This is a genomic window from Curtobacterium sp. Leaf261 (assembly GCF_001422205.1).
In the GTDB taxonomy this organism is placed as follows: domain Bacteria; phylum Actinomycetota; class Actinomycetes; order Actinomycetales; family Microbacteriaceae; genus Curtobacterium.
The window spans coordinates 24778-45708 of record NZ_LMMJ01000010.1; the positions used below are offsets into that span (position 1 = coordinate 24778).

Genomic DNA, 20931 nt, shown 5'->3' on the forward strand with positions numbered 1-20931 from the left:
CGAAGGAGTTCTCGTGCTGAAGATCCGTCATCAGATAACGGTGCCGACCCTGCTCTGTGCGGTGGCTGCCGTTGCGCTCATCTCGCCGGCATCCGCCAGCGCCCAGGATCAGACGTCGCCCGAAGCGACCACACCGCTGATCGTGACCGGGATCGATCTCGCCGTCGCGGAATCGGCCGGCGCCGACATCCGCACGACGAAGGCTGGCGAAGACGTCGTCACATTCCCCTCCGGCCTCGTTCTTCGGGCCAAAGACGGCATCGTTGCGCCGAGCCAACGCGGAACCGTCGTGGGCAACTGTGGGACTGCGAACGTTGCGGGCAACCGTTCCAACCGCAAGTTCAGCACCGGCTACACCATCTACGAGTCTCATGGTCGGCCGGGTTCCCACGTCTGGTCGGTCACGGTCTCGACATCGAACAGTGTCGCAGCGCACAACGTCTCGGGCCTGGCCAGTTCCCTGAGCACGTCCTGGAACTCCGGTTGGAAGGACATCAACCAGGCGGGCTCCATCAATTCGATGCTGGCCAGTGGGCACGCGCTCACCACCTTCGGGCTCATCTGCTCGGCAGGAAACCCGACCTGGAAGTGACCTTGCGGCGACTTCCTGTCGATGGGTGTGACGGGCACAATGCCATGCTCCGCGCTGCAGCAGGCCAGCCTGTTCCCGAACGCGTGTCACCTGAGCGTCGCAAGCAGTGCTGCGACAGGATCATCGGCCGGGAATGCGAGTGCCAATGCTCGCGGCGATGAGTGCGCTCTACGTGGAAGACCTCTTCGGATGATGGCGGCGGTAGTCGCCGGGATCGTGGGTGTCGTTTTCCTTGCTGTGGGAATCCCGGTGTACGCCGGCACTTGGCGTTCATGGACGAGGTCGATGATGGTCCCGTCCTTCATGCTCGCGGCAGCCTGGTACGGGGTCGCGGGTGTCTTTGCTGGCGCGGCAGCGTTGTTCTCGATCCTTCCGGAGGAGATGGGCTGGATCCCGTTCGGATTCTTCGCCGTTGCGTGTGTCACTGCGGCGATCGGGCTGTACTCCCTCCTCGTGGGGACGCCCCGATGGCTGCAGCCTCGCTGGTATCGCGCGGAGTCCGCCCGATGACCGGGACTGGAACCGCTGCCTTCCTCGTCGTCGGGCCGGTCACCGTGCCCGTGCCCGATGGGTGGGTGGCGATCGATTCACCCCTCGGTATCGTCGGTGCTGCAACGCCAGCACGGAACGATGGCTCCTTCCGCCCGAACGTCGTGGTCTCGACAGTTCCGCGTCCGGCTCCGATCCACGCGGTGTGTGCCGAGACCATCGCCGCAGTCATCGCGATCCGGCCGCGGACGCAGGTGCTCGATGTGACACCCGACGAACGGCTCGGCGGCCCGGGACGATGCATCTGGTACGCCTACGAGCAGGCCGGCCAGTGGATCATTGTGCAGCAGTGGATGACAGTGACGGCTCGGGAACAGGTGCACCTGACGGCGAGTGTCTCGGTCGACGAGTTCGAGTACTTCCGTTCTGGGTTCGTAGCGATCGCCGAGAGCATCGTGATCGCGCCCGGGGACTCCCCGTCCGATCGCTCCTTGTCCGTTGGAGCTCGCGCGATGAACAGTGACCCGGTCCTTGAACCTGCTCTGGACGATCGGGTGTCCGCGCGTCTCGACGAGTCGTACGAGTCGTTGTCGGGAGTGCCCGGTGCGCAGCCACGGCCCGTCGGACGGTGGCTCATGAACGACTCGACCTTGCAGCATCTCTTCGCGATCCGAGCGAGAGGAATGGTCGGCGGCGCCGACCGCAGGAGCGCGGACGGCATGTCGTTACGTGAACTCGGACTCACGAACCGATTCGGTGCTCCGGTCAACGACGGGCTGGCCATCGCCCGGCTCCTCGAACGGCCGTCCGCGCGGTTCGGGGCCTTGGCCCGTCATGCAGGCCTAGAGATCTCATGGACGCTCTGGTCTGACGGCACGATGGGACTTGTCCGCGGGGAGTCCAGTGTCGCCGAGCTCCCTCAGCGTCGTGCACGATCTGAGCCAGCGCTGTTCGACCGGGTTGGTCTGGGCCGTGCTGCGGGCCATCTGGTCGCCTGGATGGGCCTCTCGCCAGCATGGACGGTCGGGAATGACACCCGGCTGAGGCTGCCCGCCGACCTCGTCGATCGTCGCGTCGATGAACCAGGCGCACCCGAGGGGCCGTCACCTATCGACGACTGGGCGATGTGCAGGCTCTGGGCTCAGCCGGCGTGGGTTCGCATCACCGTGTGGCGCGACGGGGCGGGCCGCGGAGTCGACGTCGTTGCGGCCGGCGATGCCGGGTACTTCCGTGTTCGACCGATGGATGGCGGGCAGGTCGAACTGTTCCCGGTTCCGAGCGGGACGGTGTTGCTGGATGCGCTTCACGTGCTCGCGGAACGTCCGACAGGTGATGGACGCAGTGGCACAAGATCCAGTTCGGGGGTGGCACCGCACCTGTGATGCCGACAGACTCTCAACTACCCTCAACGAGGGACTACCTAGGGGAAGCAATGGAATTCGAAGAACGGCTCGCGGCACTCGCGACCAAGGTCAGCAATCAGCGCGAGGCGATCCAGACGGAGGAAGCGACCAAGAACGCGTTCGTCATGCCCTTCATCTCGACGATCCTCGGGTACGACGTTTTCAACCCGTTGGAGGTCGTGCCGGAGTTCACGGCAGACGTTGGGGTCAAGCGGGGCGAGAAGGTCGACTACGCGATCATGCGTGACGGCGAAGTGCAGATCCTCATCGAGTGCAAGAAGTCGACCGAGCCGTTGAAGATCGAGCACGCATCGCAGCTGTTTCGGTACTTCTCCGTCACGAACGCTCGTATCGCAGTGCTGACGAACGGCGAGGTCTACAACTTCTACACGGACCTCGATGCCCCGAACAAGATGGACGCGAAGCCGTTCCTCGTGCTCGACCTCGGGGACATCGACGAGACGCTGCTCACCGAGCTCCAGAAGCTGAGCAAGGAGAACTTCGACCTCGACTCGGTCATCAACGCGGCAGAGGAGCTGAAGTACGTCGGTTCACTCAAGCGAGCCCTGTCTGCGCAGCTCCGCGAGCCGTCCGACGAGTTCGCCAAGTTCCTGACCACCAGGGTCTATGACGGCTCGTACACGCAGAAGGTCCGCGAGCAGTTCGGGCCGCTCGTCGCCAAGGCGATCAAGCAGTTCCTCAACGAGCAGGTCAACGACCGGCTCAAGACCGCTCTCGGCTCGTCGTTCGTCGGCAGTACGCAGATGGAAGCCCCAGCGGCGACGATCCAGAGCGAGGGTGCCGCTGAGGAGAACCTCGAGCAGGCGTCCGACGTGGTCACCACGCAGGAGGAGCTCGAGGGGTACCAGATCGTCAAAGCGATCGCGTGTAGCGAGGTCAAGCCGTACCGGGTGGCGCACCGCGACCAGAAGTCGTACTTCGCGATCCTGCTCGACGACAACAACCGCAAGCCCATCGCCCGCCTGTGGTTCAACGGCAAGAAGCAGAAGTACATCGGCCTGTTTGACGAGAATAAAGTGGAGACGAAGCACCCGATCGATGCACTCGAAGATATCTATGAATTTTCTGAGATCATTCGTAGGGCAGTTCGAAGCGTTATCGCTTGATTGCATCGCCTAGCAACCGGTGGGCGGGCCCAGCTATTGCGGGATACGTCTACCAGTTCGACTATTCGATCAAGCGGATTCTGGGCTCAAGCGACGATGATCAATTCGTCATTGAGGGCCTAGAGGATATCGATATCACTGACATCAACAACGAGCGGCGCGCCGTTCAAGTGAAGTACCATGAGGCCGCTCGCTTCAATGGGCTCAAATCTCTGCGTGATCCAATCAAAGAGATGTTTTTCGCATACGCACACGGCCTCGCGGAGTCATTCACACTTCACGCCCATTACGAAGCATCACAGAACCTGGGTACCTCGCTGACTACTGCGGAGGTCATGGACTGCTTGACCGAACGGTCTCGTGGTGGCATTCGCCGATACTGGGTACCCCTAAACGAGGAGGTGATCCAAGGCTTCGCGGATCGGTTAGAGATCTCTCAAGGTCCAGATAGAAAGACCCAGCGACGGGAGGTCATGGCAATGATCGGGTCGTCAACGGATGCCACTGATGACGAGTGCGAACATCTACTATATCCGACTGCTCTCGCTGTTATAGCCGAAATCGCGATGACCCGCGATGTGCGTCAGCGCACGATCGGTAGACAAGAGTTTATAAACAAAGTGGACAGGCGCAAGCAGCTCTGGAGTGGCTGGCACGCTCGTCTGCAGTCGCGAGAACAGTGGGTGCGTTCGCTCAAGGCGATGTTGCGGATCCGGCGATCTTTGCGGGCCACGTTAGTCCGCGGTCTTTGCCTCGACGGGGCGTCGCTAAACGACGGGGGTCTGCAGCCGCTTGTGCACGAGCTAGCTACGAAACAATTCGGTCCTGGCGCTCTCGTGGGTACCAAGCCGTGGACGATAATCTGCTCCGATAGCGCCGTCGCATTAGTTGTCAAGAGGTATCTAGTGCAGCACGGGCTCAGTTTTAACGACGGCTTCGAATGGCTCGGGTTCTCAGCCACCCTATTTGAAATCGATCCAGTCGTGACCGTCAATAAGCCCGGCACAAAGCTAGTACACGTCAGTCACGCGATCAGGGTAGTAACCCTGGACTCGTTGCGCAATTCGGGACACATTCTCGCGCTCGATGTCCTCGTCGCGGCCTCCGGGCAGATGTCAGAGGTGGCCCAGTTGGTGTCTGCTCGAGACTACGTCGGCAGTGATTCCCTCACGCTCGATGAGATAAACAGTATCATCAGGAGTTCTTCATGATCGATCTTTCCGACTACGCAAAACTTACTCATATCGGGCCGGACCTGATTGAACTCGAGATCGAATCAACAGATGAATATGAACGAAGCGGGATAAGTCTCGAGCTTGGTGCGCTTCTGGCGATCGAGGATGACGCCGGTACCAGGCTGGTTGCCTCGGTCCAGAGCTATAGAATTCGGGATCGAATTGGTCCAGCTGAAGAGGGGCCAACGAGTCCAACATTCACACTTTCGCTGCAGCCTATGGGGCGGATGGTCAACGGCAAGTTCACGCGTGGGGGGAACCAGATAACCATTCCGCCGAAGCGAGTGACTCTTGTGGGCAAAGAGGCACTCACCTCTATCTACGGCGGGCCAGTTTCCCCTAAGAGACTTGTCTTCAGTCACCTTGTTCAAGACCCAAATGTGGAAGTCGGTGTGAATGGCGACAGGTTGTTTGGGAAACATGTTGCGATTCTTGGTTCTAGCGGAAGCGGCAAGAGTTCTACCGTTGCAGCAGTCATCCAAGCTGGTATCCGCGGTTCTGAAGACGGTGTTTTGAATAATGCCCACTCTGTGATGTTCGATCTGCATGGAGAATACTCATCTGCGTTCCCTGACGCTCGAACCATTCAGGTCGACGACATGGCGTTACCGTACTGGCTGCTGACTGCCGATGAGTTAGAGAGTATGTTCATCGAGAGCAATGAACAAAACTCTCACAATCAGGTTTCCCAATTCCGCCGTGCGGTCATTCTGAATAAGCGTCGGCACAACCCGTCACTCGACCCACACGCTCGTACCTATGATTCGCCCGTGTTCTTCGACCTCGGAGAAGTCGTGAATTATCTTTCGAACTTAAATTCAGAGGTTATCAGCAAGATCGTCGGCGAGGGCCTCCCGAAATTGACCGATGGACGATTGATCACCTCACGGGAAGATAGTTATTTCACGGAAAGACTCAACTTCATCGAGACGAGTACGGCTAACGCGACGAGGGCGTCAAATGGGCCGTTCGGAGGTGAATTCAATCGATTATTGATGCGGCTAGAGGCGACCCTAGACGACCCGCGCCTAGCGTTCATTCTGTCTCCTCGCTCCGCCTCGGGGGAGGTCTACGGAACGGCTGACTTCGCGGAGATTTTGTCCCATATTACAGGCTATTCGAATAACGCACAAACGAAGGTGACGATTATCGATCTCAGTGGAGTACCGTTTGAGATGCTGAGCATTGTCGTTGCGCTTGTGACCAGATTGATTTTTACTTTTTGCTTTCTGCGCAAGAAGGAAAGTATTGAGGCCGGTTCCGAGTTGCCCTACCTACTGGTGTACGAGGAAGCTCATAACTACGTCTCGCGAAATGACGCGGCGCGATTTGCTCCAGCGCGCAAAGCGATCGAGAGGGTCGCGAAAGAAGGACGGAAGTATGGGGTTGCTGTAATGGTGGTGAGCCAGCGACCTTCGGAGATCTCAGAGACCGTGCTTTCTCAATGTAGCAACTTCATCGTTATGCGACTCACCAATCCGAGTGATCAACAGTACGTTCGGCGCCTGCTTCCGGACGAGCTTTCGGTGTGGACCGCAGGTTTGCCGAGTTTAGAGCAGCAGGAAGCGGTAATAATTGGTGATGCGGTGTCGATGCCAACTTTAGTGCGGGTTGACGATATCGCTGATCTTCCCGCCTCAGCTGACGTCCCGTTCCTGCAGGAATGGCGAAAGCGATGGCTGGAGTTGTCTCTCAAAGATGTAACGGACGTGTGGCGAAGATGAGATCCTGCAGAGAACAGCGCGCCTCGCGCTTGCGTCGTATTTTCGTCGGTCCGTATCCGGCGTCGCCGGGTCCGACGGGGTCATATGCGCTGACGTAAGCGATCGAGTTGCGCGGTGCTGTCCCTCACACTCAGGGTCAGCGGGGGGCCCGGGCGGGACTGTAGCGGGGCGTCGGACTCGATCTGGTCGAGCAACAACATCGCCGCCCGCTGCCCTAGCTCGACCGTGTCACGGGTCAGTGTCGTGAGCGCCGGGCGGACCAGGCGCGCCATGGCCGAGTCGTCGAACGACACGATCGACAGGTCAGCAGGCACGGCCACGCCCATCTCCGCCGCGACCCCGAGCCCCGCCACCGCGAGGACGTCGTTGTCGTAGACGATCGCAGTCGGGCGGACCGGACGAGACAGCAGCGTCCGCGTCACCGACGCACCTGACTCGGCCGAGTAGTCCGTCGGGATCGTCTCGGCCGTCAGTCCCACGGAGGCGGCGAACCGCGCTAGAGCCGTGGCGCGCATCGCCGTGTGCTCGAACTCCTCGCGCCCGGCCACGTGCGCGATGCGCTGATGCCCCAGAGCGTGCAGGTACCCGAACACGGTGTCGGCAGCGTCGGAGTCATCGATCCACACCGACGGTGCATTGCCCGGCTGCGAGGGGTGCGACCCGACGACGACCGCCGGCATCCCCAGCTCGGACAGCAACTCGACGCGGGGGTCGGAGGACCGCGGATCGATGACGACCACCCCGTCCACCCGATGCCCGCTCCACCACTCCCGGTAGGTGTCGAGCTCCTCGGAGAGGTCTCGCGCCACGAGGAGGTTCATGCCGACGTGGGTGCCGCCGGCGGCCGCAGCCCCGGTCAACCCGAGCTGGATCCCGGAGATCAGGTCACCGAAGAACGACTCGGTGCCCAGGGTCCGGGCGGGGCGGTTCAGCACGAAGCCGATCGTCCCCGCGCGCGCACCACCGAGGGCGCGGGCAGCGGAGTGCGGGCGCCAGTTGAGGTCACGCGCGATGCCCTGGATGCGGGCTCGTGTCTCGTCGGACACCCCGGGGCGGTCGTTGAGCGCGAAGGACACCGCGCCGACGGACACCCCGGCGCGCGCGGCGATGTCCGAGATCGTGGCTCGTTTCGGCGGCGTCATCGCAGCCCTCCCCTCACGGAATCCGGTCCCGGCCGTCACCGAAACCGGTTGCGGCCCTCACCGAAACCAGTCCCGGCCTCCACAGAAGCCGGTCCCGGCGTCTCCTGCACATCCTTGCGCATCGGACTTGACTATAGCGCTTTAGTGATGAACTATGGCGTTCATCGACGGTAGCGACGCCGTGGCAGCAGCGGTTGCTAAACCGTTCAAGCAGGCAGCGCGCGAACAAAGGAGTCCGAACCGATGCCAGGCACCGAGAGCAGCAACCGCCTCACCCGAACCACCCGAACCACCCGCCGGTCCACCGGCCGACCCACCAAGCGCGCTGCGGGCCTCCTGGCCGGCGCAGCCGCGGTCGCGCTCGTCCTGACGGGCTGCGCCAGTGGCAACAGCAGCGCCAGCGGCGACAGCGGCAAGGTCACCGGAACGGTCACGCTCCAGACGTGGGCGCTGACCCCGACGTACAGCGACTACCTCAAGGGTGTCGCGTCCTCGTTCGAGAAGAAGTACCCGGGCACGACGGTCAAGCTCGTCGACCAGCCGGGCGACGGCTACTCCGACAAGGTCCTCAGCCAGGCGAGCTCGAACTCGCTCCCCGACGTCATCAACCTGCCGCCGGACATCGCCCTGCCCCTCGCCAAGCGCGGGTTCCTGCAGGACATCAGCAAGGACGACTCCACGCTGAAGAAGACCTACGTCAACGGGGCCCTGAGCGCCTACAACTACAAGGGCGTCGACGGCACGTTCGGCTACCCCTGGTACCTCAACACGGACGTCGACTACTGGAACAAGTCGATGCTCTCGCAGTGCGGGCTCGACCCCGACAACGTCCCGAAGACCACCGACCAGCTGTTCGAGCAGGCCGCGACGATGCACGCCAAGTGCCCCGACGACTACCTGATGAGCCGGAAGCCCGGGCTGTCCGACTTCTCGCTCGCGGGCGTCAAGATCCTCAACAGCGACGGCACGAAGTTCACCTTCGCGAACTCGTCCAAGGCCGCTGACCTCATCGACAAGTACGCCAAGGCGTACCAGAACGGCTACATGCCGTCGTCGGTGCTGAACAGCGACTACCTCGGCAACTCGACGCTGTTCACGCAGACCAAGGTCGCGTGGACGACCGGTGGCGCGACGGCGATCGCCGACTTCGAGAAGAACAACCCGTCGCTCAAGGGCAACATCGTCGTCTCGCCGGCCCTCGACACCCCGCCGCTGTACGTGCAGGGCCTGTCGGTGTCGAGCAAGAGCAAGCACATCGCGACGGCTGAGGCCCTCGCGAAGTTCATGACGAACGCCACCAACCAGGAGAAGTTCGCGCACCTCGTGAGCATCTTCCCGTCCACGACCTCGTCGCAGTCCGACCCGTACTTCTCCAAGGACGACGGCACGACCGAGGCGAAGGCGCGCGTCCTCGCGAACAAGGCGCTGAAGACCGCGGAGAACCTGTCCCCGGTCGAGGCGAACGACGCGATGACGACGTTCCTCGACCAGCAGATCGCGCTCGCGATGAAGGGCCAGACGACGTCGAAGAAGGCGCTCGAGACGGCCCAGACCAAGATGAACACCCTGCTCGCCAACGGCTGAGCGGACTCCAGAAGCCGGTCCGGCCGGGCTGCACACGCGCCCGGCCGGGCCTTCACCCGAAAGGAGGTCCGCCATGCGCGCGAACCGCTGGTTCACCCCGTGGATCCTGATCTTGCCGGCACTCGTCTGGCTCCTGGCGTTCAGCCTCTGGCCGTCGATCAACACCATCCGCCTGTCGTTCACGAACGCGAGTCCCCTCGGCGGTGTCAGCCGGTACGTCGGGTTGCAGAACTTCCAGACGCTGCTCGGTGACCCGCAGGTGTGGGAGGCGCTCCTCAACAGCGTCATCTACATGGCGATCTGCCTGCCGCTGCTGACGCTCCTGCCGCTGCTCATGGCGCTCCTCGTCGAGAAGAAGATGGCCGGCATCGCCTTCTTCCGCACGGCGTACTACACCCCCGTGATCGCCTCGGCGGTCGTGGTCGGGCTCATCTGGAACTGGATCCTCGACGACCGCGGTGTCATCAACGAGATGGCGCAGCACCTCGGGGTCGTCCAGAGCACCATCCCGTTCCTGACCGACCGGTGGCTCCTGCTCTTCAGCGCGATCAGCCTGACGGTCTGGAAGGGCCTCGGCTACTACATGATCATCTTCCTGGCGGCGCTCGGGAACATCGGCAAGGACCTCCACGAGGCCGCCGCGATCGACGGCGCCGGCACCTCGCGCCGGTTCTGGTCGGTCACGGTCCCCGGCGTCCGCGGCACGATGACCCTCGTCGGCATCCTGGTCTGCGTCTCGGCGCTCCGGGTGTTCAGCGAGCTCTACATCCTGACGAACGGCACCGGTGGTCCCGGCGGCCAGGACAACTCCCTCGTCATGCTCATCCAGCAGTACGCCCGCGGCTTCACCGGCAACCTCGGCTACGCATCCGCCCTGAGCCTTCTGCTCTTCGTCGTGACGCTCATCCCGATGCTCGCCCTGGCCCGCATGAACAGCAAGGCGGAACGATGACGAACACCTCCACGACCAGCGAACCCGTCATCGGGGGCGTGCAGGGGATCGCGGGCGGTGCCGACGCACCGGACCGGCGCCGCGCCTCCCGGCAGACCGGCCGCGACGGCATCGACACCCGCGACCGCAACGGCGTGCGCCGCAGGCGCCAGTCGTTCGGCATCATGACGACGCGCGAGAAGGTCCTTCGCTACGTCCTGCTGATCGTGGTGCTGTTCATCACCGTCGGACCGTTCCTCTGGCAGTTCTCCACGTCGCTCAAGGGCGCCGGCGAGGACATCTACACCGCCAACCCGTCGTTCATCCCGACGCAGCCGACGATCGCGAACTACCTCAAGGTCGGCAGTGCGATCCCGGTGTTCACCTTCATCGGGAACTCCCTGATCGTCGCGGCGATCGACGTCATCGGGAACATCGTGTTCGCCACGCTCGCCGGTTTCGCGATCGCCCGCCTGCAGTTCAAGGGCCGCAAGATCGTGCTCGGCCTGTTCCTGGCGACGCTCGTCCTCCCCGGCGAGGCGACGATCATCTCGCAGTTCGTCACCATCAAGGACCTCGGGCTCGCCGACTCCCTGGCCGGTGTCGCACTGCCCGGCATGATCGCCGCGCTCAACGTCCTGCTCATGTTCAACGCGTTCCGACAGATCCCCGAGGAGATCGACCAGGCCGCGATCATGGACGGCGCGAACGCGTGGCAACGGCTGTGGAGCATCGCCCTGCCCGCCGTCCAGGGGACGATCGCCGTCATCGCGATCTTCTCGTTCATCGGCGCGTGGGACGACTTCCTCTGGCCGCTCATTGTCCTGCAGTCGCCGGACAAGCTCACGCTGACCGTCGGTCTGCAGTACCTGCAGGGGTCGTTCGCGACCGATCAGCGCATGATCGCGGCGGGCACGATGATCGCGTTCATCCCGATCGCCGTCATCTTCTCGATCCTGCAGCGCTTCTTCTTCAAGGGCGTCGAAGAGGGCGGGGTCAAGGGCTGATGCGCTTCGGCGTCAACTACACGCCGGCGGTCGGGTGGTTCCACTCCTGGCTGGACTTCACCCCCTCCGACGTCGCCCGCGACTTGGAGCAGATCGCCTCACTCGGGGTCGACCACGTGCGCATCTTCCCGCTGTGGCCGCTGATCCAGCCGAACCGGACGCTCATCCGCAGCTCCGCGCTCGAGGACGTGGCGACCGTCGTCGACATCGCCGGTTCGTTCGGGCTCGACGTCAACGTCGACGCGCTGCAGGGGCACCTGTCGAGCTTCGACTTCGTGCCGTCGTGGCTCGAGTCGTGGCACCGGCGGAACATGTTCACCGAACCGTCCGTCGTCGCCTCGACAGCGTCGTACGTCGAGGCTCTGGCGGCTGCGGTCGCGGACCGGCCGAACCTGCTCGGGATCACCATCGGCAACGAGGTCAACCAGTTCGCCCACGCACCCCACCCCACTCCGCACGCGGTCTCGCCCGCGGAGGCGTCCACCTGGGCAGCGACCATGGTCGCCGCAGCGCGGGCCGGCCTGGCCGGGCGCGACGAACTGGCCGTGCCGGCCGGGCTGGCTGCGCCGGACGGACTGGAGGGACGGCTCGACTCCGGCGGATCGGCGCACGCTGGTGCGGCCGACGGACTGGAGGGACGGCTCGACTCCGCCCCGTCGGCGTCCGACGGACCGTGGGTCACGCTGGCACAGTACGACGCCGCCTGGTACGACGACGCACAACCCTTCGGGCCGGACCACGCGGCCGATCACGGGGACATGACCGTGACGCACTCGTGGGTGTTCAACGGGGCGGCGCGCGTGCACGGACCCCTGGGCGCGGGCAGCGTGCGGCACGGGGAGTACCTGTTGCAGCTCGCGGCGGCCTGGGGTGCTGATGCTGATGCTGATGCGGGTGCCGGGGGTTCCCGTCGTCCGAACTGGCTGCAGGAGGTCGGAGCGCCGACGAACGTGGTCCCCGTGGCCGACGCGGCGGACTTCCTCGAGGGGACGATCCGCCACGCGGCAGACGTGCAGGACCTCTTCGGGATCACCTGGTGGTGCTCGCACGACGTCTCGCGGTCCCTGGCCGACTTCCCCGAGCTGGAGTACGACCTCGGCTTGTTCACCAACGCGGGGGAGTTGAAGCCCACCGGGGAGCGGTTCGCCGCCCTGGCCCGGGAGTTCGGCGGCTCCGACCGAGGTCCTGCGCTCGCTGCAGCTCGAGGACGCACGAACTCGGGGTCCGACCCGGCCGGGACTCCTGGTTCCGGCATTCTCGACGATCGCCGGGATGGGTCGCCCGGGCCGGTCGACGCGCTCGTGCTCGACGACGTCGACGAGCTCGGCCGACCGAACCCGGGCTTCCGCGCGGAGTGCGCTCCGGGCGGGCGCTTCGCCCTCGCGTGGGTGGACCTCGCCGAGGCGCTCGGCCGGGGACCCCGCGTGGTCTTGCGGTCCCGGCTGGCCGAGCCGGGCCTCCAGGCCGGCCCGTCCGTCCCGGTTGGCTCGTCCGCCCCGGCTGGCTCGTCCATCCGGGCCGACGGCCTCGTCCTGCACAGGGTGCCCGCAGGTGGGGAATCCATCCACATGTCCGTGGCACACCCCGCGACGATGCCCTGACCGACAAGACTGGTCACCACTTCATCCATCTCGAAAGGCAACGATGCACGACGACATCCCCCTCACCACCGGCCGCGCCAAGCGGGTCCTCGACGAGCGCATCCGCCCGGCGATCCACGCGGAGTCCGTCCCGCTGACCGTCGAGTGGAACGAGCTCCCCGGGGAGCCGATCTCGCCGACCGAGGGCCTCGCGCTGACGTTCGAGCCGTACGAGGTCGGGGCGCCGTGGGGTGCTGCATGGGGCACGACGTGGTTCCACCTGACCGGCACCGTCCCCGCAGCCTGGGCTGGCAGGCGTGTCGAGGCCCGGATCGACCTGGGCTTCGACATCAACATGCCCGGGTTCCAGTGCGAGGGCCTCGCGTACCGCCCGGACGGCACCCCGATCAAGTCGATCAACCCGCGCAACCAGTGGGTGCTCATCGCGGAGGACGCCCAGGGCGACGAGAAGGTCGACCTCTACCTCGAGGCCGCGTCGAACCCCGTCCTGCTCGACTACCACCCCTTCCTGCCGACCGCGCAGGGTGACATCCAGACCTCGTCGTCCAAGCGCCTCTACACGCCGCGGCGCATGGACCTCGCCGTGTTCGAGCAGGAGCTGCACGAGCTCTCCCTCGACATCGAGGTCCTGCTCGAGCTCCAGGACGAGCTGCACGCCGGCCCCCGCCGGATGCGGATCCTCCAGGCGCTCGACAACGCGCTCGACGTCCTCGACCTGCAGCACCTCGCCGAGACCGCCGGGGCCGCTCGTGCCGAGCTCGCCGACGTCCTCGCGCAGCCCGCAGAGGCCTCCGCGCACCGCATCTCCGCCGTCGGCCATGCGCACATCGACTCCGCCTGGCTCTGGCCCGTACGCGAGACGATCCGCAAGGTCGCCCGCACCACGTCGAGCATGACCGAGCTCATCGACTCCACCGACGACTTCGTCTACGGCATGTCGAGCGCCCAGCAGTACGCCTGGATCAAGGAGCACCGCCCCGAGGTCTACGAGCGCGTCAAGGCAGCGGTCGCCGCCGGGCGCTTCCTGCCGATCGGCGGCATGTGGGTCGAGTCCGACACCGTGATGCCGACGGGCGAGTCGATCGTCCGGCAGTTCTCGCAGGGGCAGCGCTTCTTCAAGGACGAGTTCGGCATCGAGCCGAAGGGCGTCTGGCTCCCGGACAGCTTCGGGTACTCGCCGGCGCTCCCGCAGCTCATGCGCCGTGCGGGCTTCGAGTGGTTCTTCACGCAGAAGATCTCGTGGAACCAGGTCAACAAGTTCCCGCACCACACCTTCCTGTGGGAGGGCATCGACGGCTCTCGGATGTTCTCGCACTTCCCGTCGATGGACACCTACAACTCGCAGCTCTCCGGGTCCGAGGTCGCCAAGGCCTCCCGCCAGTTCAAGGAGAACCGCATCGCCACCGGCTCGATCGCTCCGGTCGGCTGGGGTGACGGCGGCGGTGGCACCACGCGTGAGATGACCGGCAAGGCGGAGCGGCTCGCCGATCTCGAGGGCAGCGCCCGCGTCGCGTGGGAGCACCCCGACACGTTCTTCGACCGCGCTCGCTCGGAGATGCCGAACCCGCCCGTGTGGGTCGGCGAGCTCTACCTCGAGCTGCACCGCGCGACTCTCACCTCGCAGCACAAGACGAAGCAGGGCAACCGTCGGAGTGAGCACCTGCTCATCGAGGCCGAGCTCTGGTGCGCGACGGCGGCACTGCAGGCCGGGTTCGAGTACCCGTACGAGGAGCTCGACGCGCTCTGGCAGCAGGTCCTCCTGCAGCAGTTCCACGACATCCTGCCCGGCACCTCGATTGCCTGGGTCCACCGCGAGGCCGTCGAGCAGTACGCGCGGATCGCCGACCGGCTCACGGCGATCATCAGCCAGGCGGTGCGCGCACTGGTCGGCTCCGGGGACGCGAGCGTCGTCGTGAACCCGGCCCCGTTCCTCCAGGCCGGTGCGCCCGCGCTCGGCGCGACCGTCGTCGCATCGTCGACCGACGCTGCGGTGCAGCTGGACAGCTCTGATGACGGGCATGTCCTGTCGAACGACGTGGTCCGGATCGCGATCAGCCGGGAGGGACTCATCACCTCCGCCGTCGACCTCGCGTCCGGCAGGGACGCGATCGCGCCCGGGCAGGTCGGGAACCTGCTGCAGCTGCACCAGGACTTCCCGAACATGTGGGACGCCTGGGACGTCGACCGGTACTACAAGAACCGCGTCGAAGACCTGCGGGACGTGTCGAGCATCAGTGCTGACCTCGGGGACGACGGGGTCGCGCGCATCGTCGTCGAGCGGGTGTTCTCGGAGTCGACGATCACGCAGACGCTCTCGCTCGCGCCCGGGTCCCGGACGCTCCAGATCGCGCAGGTCACGGACTGGCGCGAGACCGAGAAGTTCCTCAAGGTGGCGTTCCCGCTCGACGTCCGCGCCGAGCACACCATCGCCGAGACGCAGTTCGGCGCGCAGAAGCGGGTGACGCACCAGAACACCTCGTGGGAGGCCGCGAAGTTCGAGACCTCGATGCAGCGCTACGTGCACGTCGAGGAGCCCGGCTTCGGAGTCGGGCTCGTCAACGACTCGATCCATGGGTACGACGTCTCGCGTGACGCCGTCGACGGTGACGTCACGACGACCGTGCGACTGTCGCTGCTCCGTGCGCCGCGGTTCCCCGACCCCGAGACCGACCAGGGCGTCCAGACGCACCGGTACGGGTTCGTGGTCGGAGCGACCCTCGCGGACACGACGGCCGAGGGTGTGCGCCTGAACCTCGACGCACGCACGGTGTCCGGCGACCACGGGTTCGAGCCCCTCGTGTCGGTGTCCGGCGGCCTCGTGCTGTCGAGCGTCAAGCTCGCCGACGACCGCTCGGGCGACCTCGTCGTCCGCGTGTACGAGCCCGTCGGGCAGCGTGCGTCGGGGACCGTGACGGTGTCGGCGCCGGTCACATCGGCCTCGACCGTCACCCTGCTGGAGGGTCCGATCACCGACCCCGCGCAGGCAGCGGACGCATCGGTGGACGGCTCCGGCGCGGTCGCAGTGTCGCTGTCGGCGTTCGAGGTCCGGACGATCCGGTTCACCCTGGCCTGACCACGCTGCGGCTCGCCCGCGCTCACCACGACACCGCCCTGTGCGCAGAACACCGCGCTGCAGGGCGGTGTCGTGCGCGGAGGGCGGTGTCGCGGGCCCGGGTGCCCGGTGCCCGAGCGCGACGGGGCGGTCGGGGTGGGGTGGGCGCTTCATCAGTGCGGCTTCTCGCAAGAATCCACCACTCGGGACACAGACGTCGACCCCCGAGCCCGTTGCATCCGTAGCGTGGCGACACCGATCGCGCGTGATGATCGGTGCATCGTGCATCGTGCATCGTGCATCGTGCATCGTGCACCGTCGCATCGAACCAGGAGAGACCATGTCCCAGTACCCGGCCGCCCAGCCCACCGCACCCACCACGCCCATCGCTCCGCCCCGGCCGGTGCAGATCGCGTTCCTGCTGTTCCTCCTCGTCGCCCTCACACGCGTGATCACGATCATCATCAGCCTCGCGAGCATCGGCACGGTGCGGGACCAGGCGGTCAAGAACGCGAGCGGAACCGGGGTGTCGTCCTCTCAGATGGACACGATCGTCACCGGCGGCGTCATCGGAGCGATCGTCTTCGGCGTGTTGTTCCTGATCGCGTTCGTCCTGTTCGCCTTCTTCATGCGTCGCGGGGCGAACTGGGCTCGCATCGTCCTCACCGTCCTCACCGCGCTGTCCCTCCTGAGCGTCCTCGGCGCATACGGGGTCGGCGCGCTCGGGGTCGTGGCGGGCATCGTCGCGGTGGTCCTGATGTTCCTCACGCCGTCGAACGAGTACTTCCGGAACGTGAAGGCGCGGAAGACCGGCGTGAACCCCGCGACCGGCTACTGACCGTCGGCCGACCTCCGCCCACCCAGTCCCACCCCGGGGTACACCCGGCTCCTCATGACACCGCCCTGTGGGCAGAACACCGCGCTGCAGGGCGGTGTCGTGTGCGGAGGGCGGTGTCGTGCGAGGACGAGGCCGTGCATGACGGGTCGACGTCGCACAGCCAGGAGTGCGCGTCGCGGACATGTGCCTGTCGGCCTGAGCCCGGTGAACACGCCAAAACCCCTGGTGAGGGCAGGCTTACCTCGCTAGCGCTCGTCGCCACGGAGTGCTTCCATCAGCACATGACCACGATCGCGGACCTCTCGCACGTCGACCTCGGCTCCTCGGACTCCCGGCCCGATGCCGGTCGCCTCAACTGGCTCCGTGCGGGCGTGCTCGGCGCGAACGACGGCATCGTCTCGGTCGCCGCGATCGTCGTCGGTGTCGCGGCGGCGTCCGGATCCACGGCGGCGATCGCGGCCGCCGGGACAGCGGGCCTCGTCGGCGGTGCGATCTCGATGGCGCTCGGCGAGTACGTCTCCGTGAGCGGCCAGCGCGACGCACAGCGCACCGGCCTCGAGGAAGCATCCGTCCGCGCGACGATCGACGACGAGGACGTGCCGGCACTCACCCAGCGCTACGAGTCCCTCGGAGTCACCGCGGAGGTCGCCCGCGCGATCGCCGGGGAGCTCGTCCGCCCCGAGGCCCGGGAACGCCGGACCGCGATGGCGCTCGCCGCAGCGGAAGAGGACATCGTCAGCCCCTGGCGCGCAGCCTGGGTCTCGGCGGCGACGTTCACGGTCGGGGCGTTGCTGCCGATGCTCGCGATGCTGCTGTCGCCCGCGGCCGATCGCGTCTGGATCACCGTCGTCGCCGTGCTGGTCGCGCTGGCGATCACCGGAGCCACGGGTGCGATCCTCGGCGGTGCGGCGCGGACCCGAGCAACGGTCCGAGTCGTCATCGGAGGAGCCCTCGCCCTCGCTGCGACCTATGCGGTGGGCATGCTGCTGACCGGCCACACCGGCGGCCTCTGAGCCCACCGGCGGCGCCCACCCGCGGGAGCGGGAGCCGCTGCCCACGCGGGAGCCGGCGCGGGATGCCCGTCGCGGTCAGTCCGGGTCGGGGACGGCCACGATGCGGTTCTGGTAGGCCCAGACCACCGCCTGCAACCTCGACCGGACGCCGAGCTTCGGGAGCATCCGGGCGAGGTGCGACTTGACCGTTGACACCTCGACGACGAGGGCCGAGGCGATGTCCTCGTTCGACATCCCCTGCGCCAACAGCATGAGCACATCCCGTTCCCGAGCGGTCAGCACCCCGTCAGCCTGGTCTCCCGTCACCGGTTGCAGACTCCGACGCGAGACGAACTCGCGGAGGACGCGCCGCGTGAGCGCCTGGTCGAGTGTCCCGTTGCCGGCTGCCACCTGCCGCACGGCTCCGACGATGACGTCCGGCTCCGCGTCCTTCAGCAGGAACCCCGATGCGCCGGCCTCGAGTGCGCCGAACACGTAGTCGTCCATGTCGAAGGTCGTGAGCATGAGCACCGGCACGGCGGGGTCGGCCCCTGGAGCGCCGAGTTCACGGGCGACCTCGATGCCGTTCCGGACGGGCATCCGGATGTCGAGACATGCGACGTCCGGCCGATGGAGCCGCGCGAGTTCGAGGGCCTCGCCGCCATCTGCAGCGACACCGACGACCGTGATGTCCGGCTCGGCATCGAGCAGCGCGGTGACGCCGGCGCGGACGAGCGGCTGGTCGTCCGCGACGAGGACCCGGATGACGTCGCTCATGATCGCTCGTCCCGATCGAGGGGGGCCTCGTGCGCGACTTCTGCCGCGGTCTCGAGCGCACCGGAAACGACCCGGTCCTCTCGTCGGACCGTGAGGACCACCGACCATCCGCCATCGTCACGCGGGCCGGCCACGAGATCTGCACCGACGATGTCCGCCCGCTCCCGCATGCCCCTGATCCCGTTGCCACCCGCGGCGCCGCCCGCAGTGCCGCCGCCCACAGCGCCCCTGCCGGCAGCGGTAGGAGTCGTGACGGACCCGCCGGACGACGACATGGTCGGCAGCCCGTTCTCGACACGGACCACGAGGTGGTCCGGGGCGCGATCGTCGATCCTCACGGTGCACTGCGCTCCGGGTGCGTGCATGGACGCGTTCGCCAGGGACTCCTGCACGGTGCGGTATGCGGCGAGCTGTGCGAGCGGCCCGATGCCGACCGCCAGCGGGTGCTCGTCCGAGACCTGGAGGTCGAGGTCGATCGGGTGGCGGTACCGGGCGCGCTCGACCAGGTCGACGATGCCCGCCACGGTCTCGACGGAGCGTTCGGCCGGGCCGTCGTCGCGGAGCAGGCCGACCAGACGCCGGAGGTCGTCGAGGACCGCGGTGCTCTCCGCCCGGACCTGCCGGACACCCTCGTGTGCGCGCTCCGGATCGGAGTCGATCTGCCGGTCGATCACGGCCGACATCAGGGCGATGCCGGAGAGGTGGTGGGCCGCGATGTCGTGCAGCTCTCGTGCCATGGCAGTTCGTTCGCGGGAGATCGCGGCCTCCAGTCGCGCGTCGCTCTCGCGGTCGACGGCGGAGGCCTCGGCCGTTCGTGCCGCCCGGACGTCGCGACGGGAACGGACGACGAGCACGATCAGGAGCGGCAGCGCGATCGTGCTCAGGGCCTGCAGGACGCCGTGCGCCCCTGACGCCGGGAGTCCGCGCTCCCAGCCGTCCCGGAAGGACCCGGAGACGACTGCGTCATCGGCCGCTGCACCCACCGCGATGAACACCGCGGCGGCCACGAGCGCCGACCACAGCCGGGACAGCTGGACGCGCAGCCCGACGAGGACGACCGCGACCACGACCGGCAGCGCCACGAGCCCGTACAGCGTGCTCGGTGCGAGTGCGGCGGCTGCCGCGATCGCGGCCGTCGTCACGAGGGCGGCTCGTGGCGCTCGTCTGGCGGCGACGAGGACAGCGGACTGTGCGAGCAACGCGACCACGAGGAGCGTCCACGGCAGGCTCGCCACGGCGGGGTAGATCGTCGAACTCCCGGAGCCGGGCCCGTCGAGGTCGGCGGTGTCGAGCGGGGGCAGTCCGATCACCAGACCGATGGACACGATCGCCGTGAAGATCGCGATGAGCACGTCCGTCCGTCGACGTCGTGCGTCGGCCTCAGCGAGTGCCATGGTGCGATCCTACGAGTGCCGGCACCGGGGCCGTCGAGATCGGTCGTTGGTCCGGGACCCGGGGGAGACCGAGCCGGCCCCGTGTCGTGACGAGCAGGACCGCAGCCGCGATCGTCGACAGGATCGTCAGCCCGAACATCATCGTGCCCGCGGTCATCCCCGGGTACATGTCGGCCCAGAGCGTCGAGATCGTGTTGTTGACGCCGACGTGCAGCAGCAGGACGACGGGGAGGCTCTCGCCGGTGCGGTTGAACACCCAGATCATCACCACGTTGAAGGTGATCGTGAACGCGGCGAAGACGACGGGCTCGGTCCAGTGCGCGTTCGGCCAGCCACCCCAGTCGCTGAGGTAGAGCGGCATGTGCCAGAGCGCCCAGATCGGCCCGAGGATCGCCGCGGCACCGAGCGGACCGAACCGGGACTGCAGGCGGGGGAGTGCGAAGTCGCGCCAGCCGGGCTCTTCGGACAGGCCGGTGGTGAACAGCTGGACGATCAGCCCCGGCACCAGGGCGGTGAGCGCCAGGATGCTCGGAGCCTGCACCTGCCCGCCGGCGAACGGCAGACCGGACACGACGATGAGCGCCGGGACCCCGACCAGGGCCAGGGCGTACCAGTACCAGGCGACCCGCCAGCGCCACAGCCGGGCGACCCATCGGCGGAGTCCGGGGCGTCCGTCGGCGACAGCGGTCACCAGGAAGGCGCTCCCGAGTGGGCCGAGGAGTGCCCCGGGGAGGACACCGGTGAACTGCGCGGAGCCGAGGAACTCCGGGAAGTGGATGTCCCAGACGCCGAGACCGTGCGGCGAGAGGATGTACGGCACCCATGACAGCCAGCTCAGCGCCAGCGCCAGGATGAAGAACGTGCGGAGGGGGTTCCGGGCCACGAGGCCGCGGACACCCGCCGTGCTGTCGGGGGGATTGATCATGGCTCCGACGCTACGAAGCCGGGCCCGACGGGACGACCCGCGGAAGGACGCACCTGCCGGACTTGCATCGAACGATGGAAGGAGCGAACGATCGACGAATCGCCGACGGAACGACCCC

At 66.4% G+C, this 20931-nt stretch carries 16 protein-coding genes; 12 read left to right on the plus strand and 4 right to left on the minus strand.

The genetic code is table 11. The features are described from left to right. Positions 1-13 precede the first annotated feature (13 nt). From ASF23_RS13385 to ASF23_RS17940, 5 genes are all read left to right on the plus strand, one after another. Positions 14-592 (plus strand): hypothetical protein, encoded by a 579-nt coding sequence (locus tag ASF23_RS13385; RefSeq protein ID WP_156364522.1) that lies wholly within the window; start codon positions 14-16, stop codon positions 590-592. 506 nt (positions 593-1098) lie between these two features. Continuing rightward, positions 1099-2463, plus strand: a complete 1365-nt coding sequence (locus ASF23_RS13395; protein ID WP_235510898.1) for a hypothetical protein — start codon at positions 1099-1101, stop codon at positions 2461-2463. 50 nt (positions 2464-2513) lie between these two features. After that, positions 2514-3611, plus strand: coding sequence for a type I restriction endonuclease (locus ASF23_RS13400; RefSeq protein ID WP_055954569.1), 1098 nt, complete (start codon positions 2514-2516; stop codon positions 3609-3611). Next, a complete protein-coding gene (locus tag ASF23_RS18400; protein WP_156364524.1) occupies positions 3608-4822 on the plus strand; it encodes a hypothetical protein in 1215 nt (404 codons plus the stop codon). Before ASF23_RS13400 ends, ASF23_RS18400 begins: the two co-directional genes overlap by 4 nt. Next, complete coding sequence (locus ASF23_RS17940) at positions 4819-6570, plus strand: ATP-binding protein (protein ID WP_082474167.1); 1752 nt, start codon at positions 4819-4821, stop codon at positions 6568-6570. The genes ASF23_RS18400 and ASF23_RS17940 overlap by 4 nt, the downstream gene beginning before the upstream one ends. Before the next feature lie 80 nt (positions 6571-6650). On the opposite strand, the gene ASF23_RS13410 is transcribed toward ASF23_RS17940, so the two are convergent. Beyond that, on the minus strand, positions 6651-7712 hold the full coding sequence (locus tag ASF23_RS13410; RefSeq protein WP_055954574.1) for a LacI family DNA-binding transcriptional regulator: 1062 nt from the start codon (positions 7710-7712) through the stop codon (positions 6651-6653). A 243-nt stretch (positions 7713-7955) separates the two neighbouring features. Here ASF23_RS13410 and ASF23_RS13415 point away from each other — a divergent pair, with 243 nt between their 5' ends. The 7 genes from ASF23_RS13415 to ASF23_RS13445 all read left to right on the plus strand — a co-directional run bounded on the left by ASF23_RS13415 (position 7956) and on the right by ASF23_RS13445 (position 17738). After that, positions 7956-9296: an ABC transporter substrate-binding protein gene (locus ASF23_RS13415; protein ID WP_082474168.1), complete on the plus strand. Its 1341-nt coding sequence runs from the start codon at positions 7956-7958 to the stop codon at positions 9294-9296. A 73-nt stretch (positions 9297-9369) separates the two neighbouring features. Continuing rightward, positions 9370-10248 (plus strand): carbohydrate ABC transporter permease, encoded by an 879-nt coding sequence (locus ASF23_RS13420; protein WP_055954577.1) that lies wholly within the window; start codon positions 9370-9372, stop codon positions 10246-10248. After that, positions 10245-11234, plus strand: coding sequence for a carbohydrate ABC transporter permease (locus ASF23_RS13425; protein WP_200919366.1), 990 nt, complete (start codon positions 10245-10247; stop codon positions 11232-11234). The genes ASF23_RS13420 and ASF23_RS13425 overlap by 4 nt, the downstream gene beginning before the upstream one ends. Further along, positions 11234-12835: a glycoside hydrolase 5 family protein gene (locus tag ASF23_RS13430; protein WP_055954580.1), complete on the plus strand. Its 1602-nt coding sequence runs from the start codon at positions 11234-11236 to the stop codon at positions 12833-12835. Before ASF23_RS13425 ends, ASF23_RS13430 begins: the two co-directional genes overlap by 1 nt. A gap of 43 nt (positions 12836-12878) precedes the next feature. Next, positions 12879-15908, plus strand: coding sequence for an alpha-mannosidase (locus tag ASF23_RS13435; protein ID WP_055954583.1), 3030 nt, complete (start codon positions 12879-12881; stop codon positions 15906-15908). A 319-nt stretch (positions 15909-16227) separates the two neighbouring features. Beyond that, complete coding sequence (locus tag ASF23_RS13440) at positions 16228-16725, plus strand: hypothetical protein (protein ID WP_156364525.1); 498 nt, start codon at positions 16228-16230, stop codon at positions 16723-16725. A gap of 281 nt (positions 16726-17006) precedes the next feature. Continuing rightward, the gene (locus ASF23_RS13445; protein ID WP_055954585.1) at positions 17007-17738 is read left to right on the plus strand and encodes a VIT1/CCC1 transporter family protein; all 732 of its coding nucleotides are present in this window, start codon (positions 17007-17009) and stop codon (positions 17736-17738) included. A 75-nt stretch (positions 17739-17813) separates the two neighbouring features. On the opposite strand, the gene ASF23_RS13450 is transcribed toward ASF23_RS13445, so the two are convergent. Genes ASF23_RS13450 through ASF23_RS13460 form a run of 3 tightly spaced genes read right to left on the minus strand, consistent with a single transcriptional unit; the run spans position 17814 to position 20813 of the window. Next, complete coding sequence (locus ASF23_RS13450; RefSeq protein WP_055954588.1) at positions 17814-18494, minus strand: response regulator; 681 nt, start codon at positions 18492-18494, stop codon at positions 17814-17816. After that, entirely contained in the window at positions 18491-19888 is a 1398-nt protein-coding gene (locus ASF23_RS13455; protein WP_055954590.1) for a sensor histidine kinase, read from the minus strand. The genes ASF23_RS13450 and ASF23_RS13455 overlap by 4 nt, the downstream gene beginning before the upstream one ends. Then, complete coding sequence (locus ASF23_RS13460) at positions 19875-20813, minus strand: CPBP family intramembrane glutamic endopeptidase (protein WP_055954593.1); 939 nt, start codon at positions 20811-20813, stop codon at positions 19875-19877. Before ASF23_RS13460 ends, ASF23_RS13455 begins: the two co-directional genes overlap by 14 nt. Positions 20814-20931: the final 118 nt, after the last annotated feature.